Below are 15,759 nucleotides of genomic sequence, written 5' to 3'. Positions count from 1 at the left end.
TCGCTCCCGCCCCCACCCACCTCACTCAGCCCGTCAACTGCCTGTCACCGGCCCGTCTCTGTACCGTCGCGCTCCTGTCGCCGTCCCGTCGCCGGCGGCACCGCGGCCTCGCTGACCGGACGGCAGTCGCCGCACCAGATTCCGGGCCAAATGCCGTGCGGCGTGGGACCCTTCACCATTCCCCGCCGCCAACAGCCGCAACAACTCGATCGCGGCCCGCGCCTCCCGCAGGGTCAGCAGCGGCAGCCGTTCCTCGTCCGCATCCACCACACCGTCGACGAGGCTGAGCAGACGGTCGTTCATTGCACTCATGGACGGGTTAACGGCCACTCACTTACCCGGTTACGGCGCGGTCTCCGGCCCCGCAGGCGACCCCGCCCTCGTTCCGACGCGCGGAGTATTCGATGGCAGACCGGGGCTCCCGGCTGACAGGCTTTGAGTATGAGTCCCGAGTCCAACGGCATGTCCGGCGCTTCCTGGCTGGGCGACCCGATCGACGCCCGCCCGTTGTTCGGTTCGGAGCTGGGAGCACTCCTCGGCACCTTGCGCGGCCTGCGGTCCGCTGACTGGCGCAAGAGGGCAGTCCCGCGCTGGACCGTGCATGACCTCGCCTCCCACATCCTCGGCGACTACTACGCACGCCTCGATCGCACCCCAGGCGGATTCCGGCGCGCCTTCATGCCTGGAGAGACGCTGGAGGCGTTCATCCACCGCACCAATCAGGAATGGGTCGACCGCCACGCCGATGACAGCCCCGCCTCGCTCATCGAGGCCCTGGAAGTGGCCGGGACCCGGCTCGCCCGGCGATTCGCCACCGCCGACCTCAAGGCACCCGCCCTGGGCGTCTCGTGGGCAGGAGCCGACCCGGCGCCAGGATGGCTGGACATCGCCCGCGAGTTCACCGAGTACTGGACGCACCGGCAGCAGATCCGCCATGCCATCGGCAGCGACACCGACCCGGAACCGCACGCCTTGTCCACGGTCCTGGACACCTTCATGCGCGCCCTGCCCCACACCCTGCGGCATACGACAGCACCTGCCGGGACCCAGATCGACGTGATCGTCGAGGGGCCGGCCGGCGGCAGGTGGACCGCCACCGCCGCCCCGGACCGCTGGTCACTGGCCGAACCGCCCAGCGGCAGGCCGACCGCATCGGTACTCCTGGATACGGAAACCGCCTGGCGTCTGTGCACACGTGGCATCGATCCCGCCACGGCCCTGGGCCGGGCCCGCGTCCGGGGAGAGCGCCGACTTGCCGAAGCCGCGTGCATGGTCGTGTCCATCGTCTACTGATGCCCCCGAAGGCGGCCGCCGCAAGTGCCCGATCAAGGGATCAATTCCCCGTGATCACAGGGGAGTTATCGATCCACGGGAATCCCTCGGAATCCCTGGGAATCCCTTCCGGGGCCCGCGACCGAGGGTCATACTGCCTCCAAAGCAACTCCCTCAACTCCTCGCAACAGAGGCCGAGTTCGATCAAGGGGGTGCACGTACGTGTCTGTGCCCGAACAACCCGCCTCGTCACCGACATCCACTTCACCGCCCTCACCCACCGCATCACCTTCCGACGCCCCGCCTCCGGAGCACGGCCTGAGTGAGGCCACCCGGCTGCTCTGCGCCGGGGTCTACTTCGACGGCCAGTTCCGCCGCCGTGTCATCCAGGAGCTGGTCGAGCACGAGGAGCGGCCGATCGCCCCCTCGCTCGGCTATGACGCGCTGCCGGTCCTCGCCCATGCCCTGCGGGCCCGCCACCGGGAGGCGATGACCGGACTGGTGCTGCTGGCCGTCTGGGTGGTGTTCATCGTGCTCGACCTCTCCGGGGTCGGCTCGCAGACACTGCTGCCCGTCCCGTGGTGCCTGGCGTACGGAGCGGTCTGCTTCATGTCCTGGTTCGCGCGCGGAACCCGGAGTTCCCTCTTCACCCTCGGACGTTCGGTGATCAAGGAGGCGACCCGGGGCCGGCTCAAGGCGGTGCTGCCGGTCCTACCGTTCCTGGTCGCGGTGGTGTACTGGGCGGCCGTGCTGCTGTCGCTGTTCCGCGGCGCGGATGCCTGGCTCGCCGTGGTGTTCCCGATCCTGCTGGTGCCGCCGGTCTGGGCGTACCGCAACCACGTCGCCTCCGTCATGCGCCGTCAGCTGAGCCGCGACGCCTTCGCCGAGAAGGGCCGCGTGGGGCTGCCGGCCACCGCTCAGTTCCGGCGCATCGGCACGGCCATCGCCCGCGAACAGCACGCCCGGCTGGTCATCTACGACCCGTTCCGGCCCTTCGTCGGCGCCGGCGAGCCGTACAAACCGTGGTCGGTCGCCATGGAGCTCAAGCACCCGTCGTGGTCGGCGCCGACGGAGGCGGCGGAGGCCGACGCCCCGCCGCGGCCCGCGCCCGTCTCGTTCACCAAGTCGGCGCCGGCGAGCGGCGGCGGCGCCTCGCTCACCGGCCGTGAGGTCGTCGACCTGATCAAGCCCCGCCTGGCGGCGCTGCGCACCTCGGCGGCCGCCACCAGCCGGGACCGCCTGCGCTTCCTCCAGGTCGAGGAACTGGTCTATCTGCCGGTCGGGCTGCCGCGGGACCAGGTGGACTACGCCCCCGAGGTCATCCAGGAACACCTGGACCGGGCGGTCGGCGAGGGCGCGGAGGCCCGTCGGCACTTCCTGCGGGTGCGGGTCGGTGCCTGGGACGAGCAGGTCGCGATCTGCCTGTTGGTCCGCATCCACACACAGGGCGGGATGCTGGTGCTGGAGGTCGCGCCCCATGTCCTGACGCCGGTGCGCCCGGAGTTCAAGTCGGTCGACGTGCTCGCGGCGCACGACGGGGACGGGCCGCTGCGCGATGCCGTGCGCGGTGTGCTGACCAGTCCCTCGGCGGGGTTCGCCGCCGGGATCTCGCTGGGCCACACGGCGCTGTCGCTGTTCCGCACCTGGCTGACGATGCCTCAGCACGCCCTGCCGGACGCGCCGGCCGCGTCCGTGCGGGAGCTGGGGAGCGTGAAGGAGATCTCGCTGTTCCAGGAGATGGACATCAGCCGCTATGTGAAGACGCTCCAGGACCGGATCGCCAACGGCGTGCAGGAGGCCCTGCGGAGCAAGGGCTACGAGACGAACGTTTTCGATCAGTACATCATCAACGTGGGTGAGGGCGGGGTGTTCATCGGCGATATGAGCGGCGGCGCGGTCGCCTCCGGCGAGCGGGCCTCGGCGAAGCACCTGGACACATCGACGGAGACGGGGGGCGGTCGGACATGACGACCGGGGAACGGGAACCGGAGGCGGGCCCGCGGGCTGCCGCCGGCGAGGCGACCGAAGCGGACGACTCTCCCCCGCCACGCGGCGGGAAACGGGACGGTGGCGCGGACAGCGGCGGCGGGATCAGTATCGGCGTGCTGACCGGCGGCGCGGTGGCGGCCGGGGAGCGGGCGAGTGCCGAGGACCGTTCGCACCGGGACGGCCGGGCGGCACCGCCGCTGCCGGCCCCGTCCGGCGCGGACGGGATCGCCGTACCGCGCAGCGCCCCCGGCGGTATCAGCGTCGGCGTGATGGCCGGCGGCGCCGCGGCGGCCGGCTCCGACGCCCGGGCACTCGACGCCTCGACGCAGGCGACGGTCGACGCGCCGCCGGAACTCCGCGCGGCGCTGGGCACCCTGCGCCGGCAGCTGCCGCTGCTCAACGCCAGCGACGAGACCTCGGAGATCGATGGCCGACTGGCCGATGCCGAGGAGGAGATCGAGGCGACCGGACAGGTGCGCAGGGATCGGCTGCAATGGCTGCGCGACCGTCTGGACCTCGGTGCGACGGCCGTGGCGGGGCTCGCCTCGGCGACGGCCGTCGTACAGCAGATCACCCAACTCCTCGGCGGCCAGGGCTAGGGGGGATCGCCATGCCCCAATGGGACGAGGACATGCAGGACTGGGTGGCGCCCTCCCGACCGGCCCGCCCGTCGGCGGACGGCCGGCTCCGGCGCATGCTGATGGTGACGGTCACGGTGCTCGTGCTGGTCGCGGCGGCGGTCGTCGGTCTGTGGCAACTGGCGGGCGACGACGGCCCGGGCCCGCCGGAGTGGAACATTCCGACCGCGCTGCCCAGCGGCGGCTGGACGAACACTCCCGCTTGGACGAGCACCCCCACTTGGACGGGCACCCCCACTCCCGGCTTCTCCTCGGAACCGGGCGGTGGCCTCACCACGACCGCCGATCCGTGCACGGTGATCGACGCGAGCACGGCGTCGTCCTGGGGCCTGTCCTCGGGAAGCGCCTCGAATCCCGGCAGCTCCCAGACCGGGCTCAGGGCGTGCAGTTGGAGCGGAACGGCGTCCAGCACCGGCGCGTACATCACCTACACGCTCATCTACTCCAAGGACCTTCCGATGTCGCCGGCGCCCACGCCGACCAGCATCTCCGGTGTGCCGTCCGCTTCGGTCGCCGGGAACGACCTGGGGTGCGTGGTCCTGTGGTCCACCTCGTTCGGGAAGGTATTCGTGCACGCCAGGCCCAACAGCGGAGCGCAGGCGAACCTGTGCACCGCCGCGGCCAACTTCGCCTCACTGGTGGCCCCGAGAGTGCCGTCCTGACCTCCCCTGACGGCGTGCGACGGACCCGTCAGGCCAGGGCGCTTCTGATGGATCTCCGTGGAGGAAGGAGCGGCGCCTGGTGCGTGCTCTCGCAAGGCGCCGGGATGGCTTCATAGCGGAGCTATGGAGACATTTCGGCAACGCCGCGAGAGTGCGTGCCAGGCGCCGCGACGCCGCGGAGATCCGTCAGAAGCGCCCCAGCCCCCGCGGAGGTTTCGCGCAGTCATTCGACAGTCTCCCATGACGGTGAATTCGGCGGCCGTCGCGGATCCCGGCCGCCAGCCGGGGAAGTCTCGGTCCGCACCGAAACATCCGGACCGCCGGATGGATCGCAACCGGGAGGTTGGCCATGACGCATCTTTCCTCGTTCCGCCGAGGCGCCGCCGTGCTGGCGAGCGCCGGGCTGCTCTGTGGTGTCCTCGGCGGCGGCGTGGCCGCCGCCGCGGCCCCCTCGCCGTCCGCTCCGGGCGTCGCTCAGGGCCCCTACAAAGGCCGGCTGCTCGCCCAGCCCCGCCTCACACTGCGGGCCGGCCCCGGGACCTCCTACCGAGTGGTGGGTTCGCTGCCGCACGGCGCGGTCGTCGGTATCCGCTGCAAGGTCAACGGCCGGCGCGTCCACGGCAATCCGCGCTGGTACCGGATCAACGAGGGCCGGCTCGGCCGGGCCTGGGCGTCGGCGCGCTACATCAGGACGGTCGGGGCGACGCCGCGCTGGTGCCATGAAGGACACCGCCGCACCTGACCACGTCGAGCCCGATCCGCACCGGCACCTCCGCCCCGGCCGCGCGCAGTGGCCGGGGCGGCCCGTCGTTCAGGCCGTGCCGTTCCGGTGCGCGGCGACCACCACCGTCGTGTAGCGCATGGTGAAGCTGCCGCCCAGGGCGTCGAGGGCGGATCCGACACCGCTCAGCACCTCGGTCAGCCTGTCCGGCGGGACCCTGGTGAAGGCGCCGAAGGTGGGCATCTGGTCCAGCCAGGCATCCCGGGTGTAGGTCCACTCCCACTCGTACTGCCACTGTTCGGGTTCGCCGAAGCCGTCCCGTTCGCGGATTCCGTCGGCGGCCCTGGCGAGAACCGGCCGGTAGACGTCCGGGGTTCCCTTCGTCATCGCCGCGAAGTCGAAGGGCGCGTCGGGCAGCACCCGGCGGCAGACCTCGGCGACGGCCTCCGCCAGCTCGGGCGGGAGCCGGAAGACGTTCCAGAACGCCGCCAGCAGACCTCCCGGCCGCAGCGCCCGGGCGGCCTTGGCGGTGCCCGCGACGGGGTCGATCCAGTGCCATGCGGTGGCGGCGACGACCGCGTCGAAGGTGCGGCCGGCCGGGTCCCAGTCCTCGAAGGTCGCGACGTCGACCTCGATGCCGGACCGCCGCGCGACCTCGGCCATCCGCACGTCCGGCTCGACCCCGTGCACCCGGCAGCCGGCCGCCTGGAACTGGCGGGCGGCGATGCCCGTACCGCAGCCGACATCGAGGACGTCGAGGCCCGGCCGGTCGGCGACGATGCGCCACAGCAGGGCTTCGGGGTAACGGGGCCGGGCGCGGTCGTAGCGGGCGGCGTCAATGCCGAACGACTCTGCCACGCGGCGGTGTTGACCGGGATCGGTGCTGCCGGAGGAAGGTATAGTGGGCATGCGCCCACTATGGTGGGCGCATGCCCACTCGTCAAGCGGGGGTGAGCGATAATCAGTTCCGACGAGGAAGCAAGACGGGGAAGCAAGACGAGGAAGCAGGGAGCGCAACGTGCCGACAGGGGTGGCCATCCGTGATGTGCGCCGGCAGTTGTTCGAGGCCGCCGAGCGCATCCTGCTCCGGGACGGACCGAACGCGCTGACCAGCCGGGCGGTCACCACGGAGGCGGGCTGCGCCAAGGGCGTCCTGCACCGGCACTTCGCCGACTTCGACGCCTTCCTCGCCGAGCTGGTGCAGGACCGCATCGGCCGGATCGAGGCCCAGGCCGCCGCCCTTCGCGCCTCCGCCGGCACCGGCGGCGTGGCCGAGAACCTCACCGGCGCGCTGACCGAGGTGTTCGGATCGATCGCCGTGGCGATCGTCGGTCTCGTCATCTCCCGGGACGGTCTGCGCGCCCGGCTGCGGCAGGCCGGCTCGGTCGGCGTACCCGTGCTCGCCGAGGCCACCGCGATGATCGCCGGGTATCTGACCGCCGAGCGCGACCTGGGCCGGGTCGCGGCGGACGCCGACGTCGACACCCTGGCTCCCACGCTGATCGGGGCCGGGCACCTGCTGTTCGCCGGCCGGGAGGGCACCCCGCCGGAGGCGGACGCCGTCCACAGGATCGTGACGACGGTCCTCGCCGGGGCGCTGCCGGCGGCGTGCGGTGACGGCTGAACAGCTGAACGTCAGCCGGCCGGCAGGCGGTTGAAGAAGGCGCTGTAGTGGCGCAGGTCGATCCGCGTCGGGATGCCGCCGGGTGACCCGGTGTGCTGCTCGGGTGGGCCCTCGGCCGGGCTGGGGGCCGGGCCGCCCAGGTCGGACGTGGGCCGGTCGGCGAACTCCTGCTGCACGCCTGTCCAGTCCCGGGTGGAGCGCTCCCGGCTGCCGCTCGGCAGGGGCTTGATGTCCAGGTCGTCATGGCGCTTCTCGCGGGCGCGGAGTTCGAGTGAGACCGCCGTTGCGATCAGTGCAATCACCACCACGGCGGGGATGGGCGTCACCGCCGCGGCCGCGAGCGTCACACATGGTGCTTGAGGTGTCCGATGAGGAGCTGCTGCCAGCCGTTCCGGGCCTGCGCCCACTCCTCGGGGCAGCTCTCGGCGCGGTCCTCGGTGACCCGTCCGCCGTCACCGACGAGGCCCCGGTGCCGGGCCGGGTGCGCGCCGTAGACGTAGCAGGCGTAGTTCGCCGCGCGCTGGCCGTCCAGGCTGTGCTCGTCGAGCAGATCGGTCTCGTCGATCGGGCTCTCCTTGGCGGAGAGGGCGTAATCCGCGGCGGCGGCAAGGGCCTTGGTGTCGCCGGCGGCGCCCTGGTCGATCAGCATCACCGCGGCGAACTGGTCGGCGACGTCCTCCTCCCGGCCGGTGAAGTGCAGCTTGAGGCGGTCGATCAGGGCGTGCGCGCTCTCGTGGTAGGCGGTCTCCTCCAGTACGGCGGCGACATGGGCGTCCCCGGCGCCCCGCGGCACGGCGTTCCGGCCGGCGTGCGCGACCCGGTCGCGTATCTCGTCGACGTGCTCCACGCAGAAGTCGACGGCACCGGTATCCGGGTCGTAGGCCGGCTCGGCCGAGCCGCACGAGCGGACGACGAAGGGGATGCGGTGCGGGACCTTGACGGTGTCGTTGAGCCGGTCGGCCGCGCTCTCCAGGATGCGCCGCGAGCGCAGATAGGCGGTGGCCCGCGCCGCCTTGTCACCGGTGCGGTACTGGACGGTGAAGCCGCCCGCGCTGTCCTTGCCGTGCGTGCGGCGGGCCGCGGTGTCCCTGGCGTCGGCCGTGTCCTCGCCGGCCGTGCAGCCGGTCACCGCGGCCGCCAGGGCCAGCGTCAGCAGTGCTCGTGTGCCGTTTCCCGTCCGGCGGCCCATGTCCACTCCTTCCCCGCCGCGCGCCGCGGCTGTCCGTCCGAGCAGGGAAGAGGAAGATCCGGAAGTCGAGGTTCCCGTTCGTGGGGGCACGTGCCGGGGATCACCACAGCTTGTCGATGTCGCCTGGGTGGAGGGCGATGCGGCTGCCGAGGAACGACGCACGGGCCCGGCGGGCGCGGTCGGAGAAGAAGGCGGCCATGGTGACCTTGTCGAATCCGGGACAGTCGCTGGGGAAGGGGGCCTCGGGCGTCCCCCCGACGAGGACGGTGCCGGGCAGATGGTGCCAGCCCGCGCTCTCGTAGAACGTCCGCAGCGGGCGGTCGCAGGTGAACAGGCCCAGGTCGTGGCCCTGGGCGGCGAGGGTCTCCCGGGCCTCGGCCACCAGGCGCCGGCCGTGCCCGCGGCCGCGGGCCTCCGCGCGGGTCACCACCGTGCTCAGCCCGGCGGCGGCGTAGCGCTGCCCGGCGTGACTGATCTCCTTGGCGAGCAGGTCCAGTGCGGCGAGCACCGTCCCGCCGTCCACCAGCAGCATCGACAGCGGTCGCAGCGCGGGGTCGTGGACGGGCGCGTCGTCGGGGGTCGGCGCGGGGCTCCCCGACGGCCAGGCCGCGTCCTGGAGCTCCCGCACCTGGATGCGGAGTTCGGCGGGGGTGGCGGCTTCGGGGAAGGTGAGGATCTGCACCCGCCGATTCTGTGCCGATGGCGGGCGGGCGGCGCAACGTGGTTTCCGGCGCCGGATCCGGCCCGGTGGCGCTCGGCGGTGCGGCGCGGGCCTCCGGCCACCGGGCCCCGTGCGCCGCGTGTCCGTCGCGGGCCGGGCGAGTCGGCCGGGGAAGGATGGGGGCATGCATGCCGTCCTGCACGCGCTGTCGATCACCGGCTCGATGACGTGGGAGATCGCCTGGGCGCTGATCCTGGGCTTCGGGCTGTCCGCCGTCGTCCAGGCGGTGGTGCGCCGATCCACCGTCGTCGCGCTCCTCGGTGACGACCGTCCGCGCACCCTGGCGCGCGCCGCCGGGCTGGGGGCGGCCTCGTCGTCCTGCTCGTACGCCGCGGTGGCGCTGGCCCGTTCACTGTTCGTCAAGGGGGCGGACTTCACCGCCGCGATGGCGTTCGAGATCGCCTCCACCAATCTCGTCATCGAACTGGGCGTCATTCTGGCCCTGTTGATGGGGTGGCAGTTCACGGTCGCCGAGTTCGTGGGCGGCCCGGTCATGATCGTGGTGCTGGCGGTGCTGCTGCGGCTGTTCCTGCGCGAGGAGCTGCTGCGTGCGGCGCGGGCCCAGGCCGAGCGCGGGCTGGCCGGCTCGATGGAGGGGCATGCCGCGATGGACATGTCCGTGCGGCGCCCGGGCTCGTTCCTGCGTCGTCTGCTGTCCCCCGAGGGCGTCACGGCGACCGCGCACGTCTTCGTCATGGAGTGGGCGGCCATCCTGCGGGATCTGGTGATCGGTCTGCTGATCGCCGGGGCCATCGCCGCCTGGGTGCCCGACGACTTCTGGCGGTCGTTCTTCTTCGACGGCCATCCGCTCGCGGCGAAACTGTGGGGGCCGGTCGTCGGGCCGCTGGTCGCGATGGCGTCGTTCGTGTGCTCCATCGGCAATGTGCCGCTCGCCGTGGTGCTGTGGAAGGGCGGGATCAGCTTCGGCGGGGTGGTGGCGTTCGTCTTCGCCGATCTGCTGATCCTGCCGATTCTGGCCATCTACCGGAAGTACTACGGCACTCGGACCGCGCTGTTCCTGCTCGGCACCTTCTATGTCGCGATGGTGGTCGCCGGGTACGTCGTGGAGTTCGCCTTCGGCGGCCTCGGCCTCGTCCCGGACCAGGCCCGGGCGCGGCTCCCGCAGGAGGGCATCCGCTGGAACTACACCACGTGGCTCAATCTCGCCTTCCTGGTGGCGGCCGCGGCCCTGTTGGTGCGGTTCTTCCGCACCGGCGGCCGGGACATGCTGCGCATGATGGGCGGCGCCCCCGCCACCAGCCACGATCACGGCGGAGCGGACGCGGGCCCGAAAGGCACCTGAAACTCCCTGAAGAGGGCTTCAGGAACGGTCTGGCAGGCTGGCGGCATGCGCCTGCTGATCGTGGAGGACGAAAAGCGCCTCGCCACCGCCCTGGCCAAGGGGCTGGCGGCCGAGGGCTTCGCCGTGGACGTGGCACACGACGGCCGGGAGGGGCTGCACCTGGCCACCGACCAGGACTACGACCTGCTCATCCTGGACATCATGCTGCCCGGGATGAACGGCTACCGCCTCTGCGCGACGCTGCGCGCGGCCGGGGACGAGACCCCGATCCTGATGCTGACCGCCAAGGACGGCGAGTACGACGAGGCGGAGGGCCTGGACACCGGCGCCGACGACTACCTCACCAAGCCCTTCTCCTATGTGGTGTTGCTGGCCCGGGTCCGGGCGCTGCTGCGCCGCCGGACCCGCGGCGGTAGCCCCGTCATCCGGCTCGGTGACCTGACCGTGGACCCGAACGGCCACCGCTGCACCCGCGGCGCGGCGGAGATCGCCCTGACCGCCAAGGAGTTCGCGGTCCTGGAATACCTGGCGTCGCGGCCGGGCGAGGTGGTCTCCAAGGCGGAAATCCTGGAGCACGTCTGGGACTTCGCCTACGACGGCGACCCGAACATCATCGAGGTCTACATCAGCGCCCTGCGCCGGAAGATCGACGCGCCGTTCGGCCGCCGCTCGATCACCACCGTGCGCGGCGCCGGCTACCGCCTGGCGGCCGACCGTGGCTGACCGCGGCACCGCGGCGGAGCCGCCGGTGCGTCCGCCGCGGTGGTGGGGTTCCGTCCGGGCCCGCACCACGCTGGCGTCCACGCTGGTGGTGGCCCTGGCCCTGGTCGCCGCCGGGGCCGCGGTCCTCGCCGTACTGCAGCGCAACCTCGTCGAGAGCGCGGGCCTCCAGGCGGAGGTGGCCGCCCGCGAGGTCGCCACCCAGATCGCGGTCGGCACCTCCTTCGACCGGCTCGACCTGCCCGACGATGACGACCGGCCCGTCCAGGTGGTCGCCGCCGACCGTAGGGTCCTGGCCGCCGGCGACGACCTCCACCACGCCCCGCCGCTGGCCGACTTCGCCCACCCGCCGCACCGCGCCGGCAAGCCGGACGACGACCACGACGACGATGACGACGACACCCCGGCGCGCGGATCGGCCGCCGCCCATGCGGCGTTCCGCACGGTGCCCCTGCGGCTGCACGACGACCAGCGGGCCGCCGAGCCGTTCCGGATCGCCGGCCTGCTCGCGACCACGCCGGACGGACGGACCGTCACCGTCTACGCGGGCTCCTCCCTCGACACCGAACGGCAGGCGACGAGCGGGGTGCGGGACGCCATGCTCATCGGCTTGCCCGCGCTGCTGCTCGTCGTGGCGGCGGTGACCTGGCTGGTGACGCGGCGGGCGCTGCGTCCGGTGGAGGGCATCCGGGCCGAACTCGCCGAGATCATGGACGGCGATCTGTCCCGCCGGGTCCCGCAGCCCGCCTCGCGCGACGAGGTCGCCCGGCTCGCACGGACCACCAACGCCACACTGGCCGCCCTGGAGACGTCGGTGGAGCGGCAGCGGCAGTTCGTCGCCGACGCCTCCCACGAGCTGCGCAGCCCGATCGCCTCCCTCCGCACCCAGTTGGAGGTCGCCCGGGCCCATCCGGAACTGCTGGAGCTGGACGGCCTGATCGAGGACACCGTCCGCCTGGAACGCGTCGCGTCCGATCTGCTGCTGCTGGCGCGCCTGGACGCCGGTGAACGGCCCCGGGCGGAGCGCCTGGACCTGGCCGAACTCGTCCGGGACGAACTCGCCCGCCGCTCCGGCGACCGCCTCCCGATCACCGCCGACCTCCCCGACGGCCCCTGCCCGGTCAGTGCCAGCCGCACCCAGCTCGCCCGCGTCCTGGGCAACCTCGTCGACAACGCCCAGCGCCACGCCGGGTCGGCCGTCCGCGTCGCGGTACGCCGCGGCGCCGCCGGCACCCTCGCCCTGGACGTCACCGACGACGGCCCCGGAGTCCCACCGGCCGAGCGGGAGCGCGTCTTCACCCGCTTCATCCGCCTCGACGACGCCCGCACCCGGGACGAGGGCGGGGCCGGTCTGGGCCTGGCGATCGTCCGGGACGTCGTTCACCGGCACGGCGGCCGCGTCGAGGTCGGCGACGCCGGCGGTGGCGGCGCACGCTTCACGGTCACCCTGCCCGGGCGCTGTCCAGGGTCGCCCGAGGGCGTCAGGAGCCCGGACGGCCCTTGATCCGCAGGCCGGGTCGGCGTAGGTGGACCGTGAGGTATGCCAGGCCGTCCCGGCCCGCGGTCACACTGCGGCGGGAACCGCGGGGCAGCCACAGCAGACCGCCCTCGGCGAGCGGCTGCCGGCCGTCTTCCGCGTCCACGGCGCCCTCGCCGGAGACGACATAGAGAAGAACGTCCAGGTCCGGCTCGACGTGGGTGTCGATACGACCCTCGGGCGGGAGCCGGACGACATTGGCATCGAGCTGGCGGCCGGACTCGGCCAGGCGCCACAGCACACCGGACGGTACGGGCGGATCGGCGGCGACCTTCCGTGCGTCGCAGAGCAGCACCGGCACCGGGCCGCTTGCGGGGGCGGCGCCACCGGAAGTGTCGGAGCTGCCGGGAGTATCGGAGCTGTCGGGAGTGTCGGCGCCGCCGGTGTGCGGGGCGTCAGCCTTCAAGGGTCACCATCCGTCGCATCCATCGCGTGTCCTGGGGGGCGCATGAGCCATGCGGTCCGTGCAGGTCCCTTCCTACTCCGGTCCTACTCGGGCGCGGCCCGCGGCACCACCGGCGCCGCGTCGTTCCGCCGAAACCCACCCTCCTGAATACGAACCCTACATGCGCATTTGCTACCGTCGTCGCGTGCGGCTGACAAAGTTCACTGATCTGGCACTCCGCGCCGTGATGCGCCTGGCCGTCGCGGAGCCGGGCGCTCCGCTGACCACCCGTGAGGTAGCCGAGGCGATGGACGTGCCGTACACCCACATGGCGAAGGCGATCAGCCGGCTCCAGCATCTCGGCGTGGTCGAGGCCCGCCGGGGCCGCGGCGGCGGACTGGAGCTCACCGGCCTGGGACACCGGGCCTCGGTGGGCTGGCTGGTGCGCGAACTGGAGGGCGAGGACGAGGTCGTCGCCTGCGAGGGCGACCCGCCGTGCCCGCTGCGCGCGGCCTGCCGGCTCCGCCGGGCGCTGGCCGATGCGCAGGAGGCGTTCTATGCCACGCTCGACCCGCTGACGGTGGCCGAGGTCGTGTCGTCGCCCACCGGCCCGGTGCTGATCAGCCTCACCGGCCGGCGCCCCGACTGACCGACCGCCGCACCGCCGCGCCCCACTCCGGCGCACCCCGGGTCCGCCCCGCACCCAAGGCGACCCACCCCACCACCTCACCCAAAAATTGGTAGATCATCTGCGACTTATGGAGGTGGCTCGTGCTCAGCGAGCAGTCCGCACCCGTCATCAAGGAAACCCTGCCGGTCGTCGGCGCGGCCATCGAGGAGATCACCGCGCTCTTCTACCGGAGGCTGTTCGAGGCCCGTCCGGAGCTGCTGCGCGACCTGTTCAACCGCGGCAACCAGGCCAACGGCGAGCAGCGGCAGGCCCTGGCTGGCTCCATCGCCGCCTTCGCGGGCATGCTGCTGGAGCACCCCGGGACCCGGCCCGACGCGATGCTCGCCCGGATCGCGCACAAGCACGCCTCGCTCGGTGTCACCTCGGACCAGTACAAGCTCGTCAACGAGCATCTGCTCGCAGCCGTCGCCGACGTCCTCGGGGAAGCCGTCACTCCGGAGGTCGCGGCCGCCTGGGACGAGGTCTACTGGCTGATGGCCCATGCCCTGACAGCCGTCGAGGCCCGTCTCTACGCGCAGCACGGCACCCCCGAGGGCGGGACCTGGCAGTCCATGAGAGTCGTCGCACGGCACCAGGAGACCCCCGACACCCTCGCGCTCACCCTGCGCCCGGCCGACGACACCCCGGCCCTCTCCTTCCGCCCCGGCCAGTACGTCAGCGTGCGGGTCGAACTCCCCGACGGTGCACGGCAGATCCGCCAGTACAGCCTGTCGTCCGCCCCCGGCGCCCCGGAGTGGCGGATCACCGTCAAGCGCGTCCGCGCGGCGTCCGGACCGGCCGGCGAGGTGTCCTCCTGGCTGCACGAGCGGGCCCACGTCGGCGAGTTGGTCACCGTCTCCGCGCCGTTCGGCGATCTGACGCTGCCGGCCGGCGACGGCCCGCTGCTGCTGGCCTCCGCCGGCATCGGCGGCACCCCCATGCTCGCCATGCTGCACCACCTGGCCGCCACCGGCTCCTCCCGGCAGGTCATCGTCGTCCACGCCGACCGCTCCCCGGCCGACCACGCGCACCGCGCCGAACTGCGCCGGCTGGTCGGCACGTTGCGCCATGGCTCGCTGCACCTGTGGTACGAGGAAGCGGACCACCAGGAGGCCGCGGCCGGCTCCGGCCCCGCTCCGGTGACGGTGTCCGCGGGCCGTGCCGACCTCGCCGAACTGCCGCTGCCCGAGGGCGTCACCGCCTGCCTCTGCGGCCCCCTGCCGTTCATGCGTACCCTGCGGGGCGACCTGCTCCGCCGCGGGGTCGCACCGCAGGCGGTCCACTACGAGGTGTTCGGCCCCGACCTCTGGCTGGCTCAGCAGTAGGCCGTGCCCCGGCTCCATGAACGGCACGACGTCACGGTCCTGGGGGCGGCGGTCTGAGGCGACGGCCGGGCCCCGGGCAAAGGTGTTGACGATCCGGAGCAACCGGGATTTCCTGCTCCGATGTCCGCTCTTCGATTCCGCCGGCCGGTCACCGACTCCGAGCTCGCCGACTGGCAGCACGTCCACAACACGATCATTCCCGCCCACCTCCTGTCCCTGGATGACATACGGGAACGGTCCCGGCGCCACCATCTGGAGGTCGCCTACCTCGGCGAGGAGTTGGTGGGCTGCAGCACCGTGCGCCCGCCGGAGGACGGCACCCGCACGGCGACGGTCATCGCCCGTGTGCTCGCCGCCCACCGCGGGCGCGGCTTCGGGTCGGAGCTCTACGCCCGCGGACTGGACCGCGCTCGGGAGCTGGGAGCACAGGTCGTCGAGACCGTCGTCCTGTCCTCGAACGCGGACGGCCTGCGGTTCGCCGAGCGGCGCGGCTTCGTCGAGCTGGAACGCTATGTGCTGCCGGGCGAGACGGTCCCCTGGATCGACCTGCGGCGGAGGTGACCCGATCGGGCGACGCGTCGCCGCGCACGCCGCTGCTTGAATGCCCGCATGAGCTTCTTCGTACGTGCGCGGTTCGACGTCCGGGACGAACAGCGGGAGGAATTCGAGGGGTTGGCGTGCGCCCTGCGGGAGCTGGCGGACGCGGAACCGGGCACGCTCGTGTACCGGTGGTTCTCGGCGGGTGCCGGCAGGTACCTGGTGCTGGAGGAGTACGCCGACACGGCCGCGGCCATGGCGCACCAGGAACGCGCGGCGCAACTCCTGGCCCGGGTCGGGGCGTGTGCGGAGATGGCCTTCGCCGAACTCCACGGCGAGATCGGCCCCGGTATCCGGGAGTGGGTGCGCGACCATCCGCAGGCGACGGTGTACCCGGAGTGGACGGGCGAGCGCACGCCGTCCGGCAGCCGGTGACACGGGCGTAGGACCGGTCTCCGCGCTGGCC

General features: G+C 72.6%; 19 protein-coding genes. 13 read left to right on the top strand and 6 right to left on the bottom strand.

From position 1 onward, the window contains the following. Positions 1-33: 33 nt before the first annotated feature. On the bottom strand, positions 34-303 hold the full coding sequence (locus ACRAS8_RS33155; RefSeq protein ID WP_438489687.1) for a hypothetical protein: 270 nt from the start codon (positions 301-303) through the stop codon (positions 34-36). A gap of 138 nt (positions 304-441) precedes the next feature. On the opposite strand from ACRAS8_RS33155, the gene ACRAS8_RS33150 reads away from it, so the two are divergent. From ACRAS8_RS33150 to ACRAS8_RS33130, 5 genes are all read left to right on the top strand, one after another. After that, positions 442-1,293, top strand: coding sequence for a maleylpyruvate isomerase family mycothiol-dependent enzyme (locus tag ACRAS8_RS33150; RefSeq protein ID WP_438489686.1), 852 nt, complete (start codon positions 442-444; stop codon positions 1,291-1,293). A 201-nt stretch (positions 1,294-1,494) separates the two neighbouring features. Then, positions 1,495-3,240 (top strand): hypothetical protein, encoded by a 1,746-nt coding sequence (locus ACRAS8_RS33145; RefSeq protein WP_438489685.1) that lies wholly within the window; start codon positions 1,495-1,497, stop codon positions 3,238-3,240. Then, positions 3,237-3,860 carry a hypothetical protein gene (locus ACRAS8_RS33140; protein WP_438489684.1) on the top strand — a complete coding sequence of 208 codons (624 nt, stop codon included), beginning with the start codon at positions 3,237-3,239 and terminating at the stop codon, positions 3,858-3,860. The genes ACRAS8_RS33145 and ACRAS8_RS33140 overlap by 4 nt, the downstream gene beginning before the upstream one ends. A gap of 11 nt (positions 3,861-3,871) precedes the next feature. Further along, the gene (locus ACRAS8_RS33135; protein ID WP_438489683.1) at positions 3,872-4,561 is read left to right on the top strand and encodes a DUF3558 family protein; all 690 of its coding nucleotides are present in this window, start codon (positions 3,872-3,874) and stop codon (positions 4,559-4,561) included. 349 nt (positions 4,562-4,910) lie between these two features. Beyond that, entirely contained in the window at positions 4,911-5,303 is a 393-nt protein-coding gene (locus ACRAS8_RS33130) for an SH3 domain-containing protein (protein WP_438489682.1), read from the top strand. Between the two features lie 69 nt (positions 5,304-5,372). Here ACRAS8_RS33130 and ACRAS8_RS33125 read toward each other — a convergent pair whose 3' ends face one another. Beyond that, a complete protein-coding gene (locus tag ACRAS8_RS33125; RefSeq protein WP_438489681.1) occupies positions 5,373-6,191 on the bottom strand; it encodes a class I SAM-dependent methyltransferase in 819 nt (272 codons plus the stop codon). 109 nt (positions 6,192-6,300) lie between these two features. On the opposite strand from ACRAS8_RS33125, the gene ACRAS8_RS33120 reads away from it, so the two are divergent. Then, positions 6,301-6,906, top strand: coding sequence for a TetR family transcriptional regulator (locus tag ACRAS8_RS33120; RefSeq protein WP_438489680.1), 606 nt, complete (start codon positions 6,301-6,303; stop codon positions 6,904-6,906). An 11-nt stretch (positions 6,907-6,917) separates the two neighbouring features. Here ACRAS8_RS33120 and ACRAS8_RS33115 read toward each other — a convergent pair whose 3' ends face one another. The 3 genes from ACRAS8_RS33115 to ACRAS8_RS33105 all read right to left on the bottom strand — a co-directional run bounded on the left by ACRAS8_RS33115 (position 6,918) and on the right by ACRAS8_RS33105 (position 8,777). Continuing rightward, positions 6,918-7,253, bottom strand: a complete 336-nt coding sequence (locus ACRAS8_RS33115) for a hypothetical protein (protein ID WP_438489679.1) — start codon at positions 7,251-7,253, stop codon at positions 6,918-6,920. Then, on the bottom strand, positions 7,250-8,095 hold the full coding sequence (locus ACRAS8_RS33110) for a DUF4344 domain-containing metallopeptidase (RefSeq protein WP_438489678.1): 846 nt from the start codon (positions 8,093-8,095) through the stop codon (positions 7,250-7,252). Before ACRAS8_RS33110 ends, ACRAS8_RS33115 begins: the two co-directional genes overlap by 4 nt. A gap of 100 nt (positions 8,096-8,195) precedes the next feature. Continuing rightward, entirely contained in the window at positions 8,196-8,777 is a 582-nt protein-coding gene (locus tag ACRAS8_RS33105) for a GNAT family N-acetyltransferase (RefSeq protein WP_438489677.1), read from the bottom strand. A 163-nt stretch (positions 8,778-8,940) separates the two neighbouring features. On the opposite strand from ACRAS8_RS33105, the gene ACRAS8_RS33100 reads away from it, so the two are divergent. Genes ACRAS8_RS33100 through ACRAS8_RS33090 form a run of 3 tightly spaced genes read left to right on the top strand, consistent with a single transcriptional unit; the run spans position 8,941 to position 12,343 of the window. Next, positions 8,941-10,119 (top strand): permease, encoded by a 1,179-nt coding sequence (locus ACRAS8_RS33100; protein WP_438489676.1) that lies wholly within the window; start codon positions 8,941-8,943, stop codon positions 10,117-10,119. 45 nt (positions 10,120-10,164) lie between these two features. Next, a complete protein-coding gene (locus ACRAS8_RS33095) occupies positions 10,165-10,842 on the top strand; it encodes a response regulator (protein ID WP_438489675.1) in 678 nt (225 codons plus the stop codon). Beyond that, on the top strand, positions 10,835-12,343 hold the full coding sequence (locus tag ACRAS8_RS33090) for a sensor histidine kinase (RefSeq protein ID WP_438489674.1): 1,509 nt from the start codon (positions 10,835-10,837) through the stop codon (positions 12,341-12,343). The genes ACRAS8_RS33095 and ACRAS8_RS33090 overlap by 8 nt, the downstream gene beginning before the upstream one ends. On the opposite strand, the gene ACRAS8_RS33085 is transcribed toward ACRAS8_RS33090, so the two are convergent. Next, positions 12,321-12,782, bottom strand: a complete 462-nt coding sequence (locus ACRAS8_RS33085; RefSeq protein ID WP_438489673.1) for a cupin domain-containing protein — start codon at positions 12,780-12,782, stop codon at positions 12,321-12,323. The two genes, ACRAS8_RS33090 and ACRAS8_RS33085, sit on opposite strands and share 23 nt — an antisense overlap. Before the next feature lie 184 nt (positions 12,783-12,966). Between ACRAS8_RS33085 and ACRAS8_RS33080 the strand changes: the two genes are divergently transcribed. The 4 genes from ACRAS8_RS33080 to ACRAS8_RS33065 all read left to right on the top strand — a co-directional run bounded on the left by ACRAS8_RS33080 (position 12,967) and on the right by ACRAS8_RS33065 (position 15,728). Continuing rightward, positions 12,967-13,410, top strand: coding sequence for an RrF2 family transcriptional regulator (locus ACRAS8_RS33080; protein WP_438489672.1), 444 nt, complete (start codon positions 12,967-12,969; stop codon positions 13,408-13,410). Between the two features lie 122 nt (positions 13,411-13,532). Then, a complete protein-coding gene (locus tag ACRAS8_RS33075) occupies positions 13,533-14,756 on the top strand; it encodes a globin domain-containing protein (protein ID WP_438489671.1) in 1,224 nt (407 codons plus the stop codon). 120 nt (positions 14,757-14,876) lie between these two features. After that, positions 14,877-15,317 carry a GNAT family N-acetyltransferase gene (locus ACRAS8_RS33070; protein ID WP_438489670.1) on the top strand — a complete coding sequence of 147 codons (441 nt, stop codon included), beginning with the start codon at positions 14,877-14,879 and terminating at the stop codon, positions 15,315-15,317. Between the two features lie 48 nt (positions 15,318-15,365). Continuing rightward, positions 15,366-15,728 carry a putative quinol monooxygenase gene (locus ACRAS8_RS33065; protein ID WP_438489669.1) on the top strand — a complete coding sequence of 121 codons (363 nt, stop codon included), beginning with the start codon at positions 15,366-15,368 and terminating at the stop codon, positions 15,726-15,728. Positions 15,729-15,759: the final 31 nt, after the last annotated feature.

Source organism: Streptomyces sp. S186 (genome assembly GCF_051603415.1).
In the GTDB taxonomy this organism is placed as follows: domain Bacteria; phylum Actinomycetota; class Actinomycetes; order Streptomycetales; family Streptomycetaceae; genus Streptomyces.
The sequence above is the reverse complement of the archived record's forward strand: the minus strand, read 5'-3'. Positions and strand labels throughout refer to the sequence as shown.

Coding starts and splice junctions, on each gene's coding strand:
- ACRAS8_RS33155 (WP_438489687.1), bottom strand. CDS start 303: ATGAACGACCGTCTGCTCAGCCTCGTCGACGGTGTGGTGGATGCGGAC.
- ACRAS8_RS33150 (WP_438489686.1), top strand. CDS start 442: ATGAGTCCCGAGTCCAACGGCATGTCCGGCGCTTCCTGGCTGGGCGAC.
- ACRAS8_RS33140 (WP_438489684.1), top strand. CDS start 3,237: ATGACGACCGGGGAACGGGAACCGGAGGCGGGCCCGCGGGCTGCCGCC.
- ACRAS8_RS33135 (WP_438489683.1), top strand. CDS start 3,872: ATGCCCCAATGGGACGAGGACATGCAGGACTGGGTGGCGCCCTCCCGA.
- ACRAS8_RS33130 (WP_438489682.1), top strand. CDS start 4,911: ATGACGCATCTTTCCTCGTTCCGCCGAGGCGCCGCCGTGCTGGCGAGC.
- ACRAS8_RS33125 (WP_438489681.1), bottom strand. CDS start 6,191: ATGCCCACTATACCTTCCTCCGGCAGCACCGATCCCGGTCAACACCGC.
- ACRAS8_RS33110 (WP_438489678.1), bottom strand. CDS start 8,095: ATGGGCCGCCGGACGGGAAACGGCACACGAGCACTGCTGACGCTGGCC.
- ACRAS8_RS33100 (WP_438489676.1), top strand. CDS start 8,941: ATGCATGCCGTCCTGCACGCGCTGTCGATCACCGGCTCGATGACGTGG.
- ACRAS8_RS33095 (WP_438489675.1), top strand. CDS start 10,165: ATGCGCCTGCTGATCGTGGAGGACGAAAAGCGCCTCGCCACCGCCCTG.
- ACRAS8_RS33070 (WP_438489670.1), top strand. CDS start 14,877: ATGTCCGCTCTTCGATTCCGCCGGCCGGTCACCGACTCCGAGCTCGCC.
- ACRAS8_RS33065 (WP_438489669.1), top strand. CDS start 15,366: ATGAGCTTCTTCGTACGTGCGCGGTTCGACGTCCGGGACGAACAGCGG.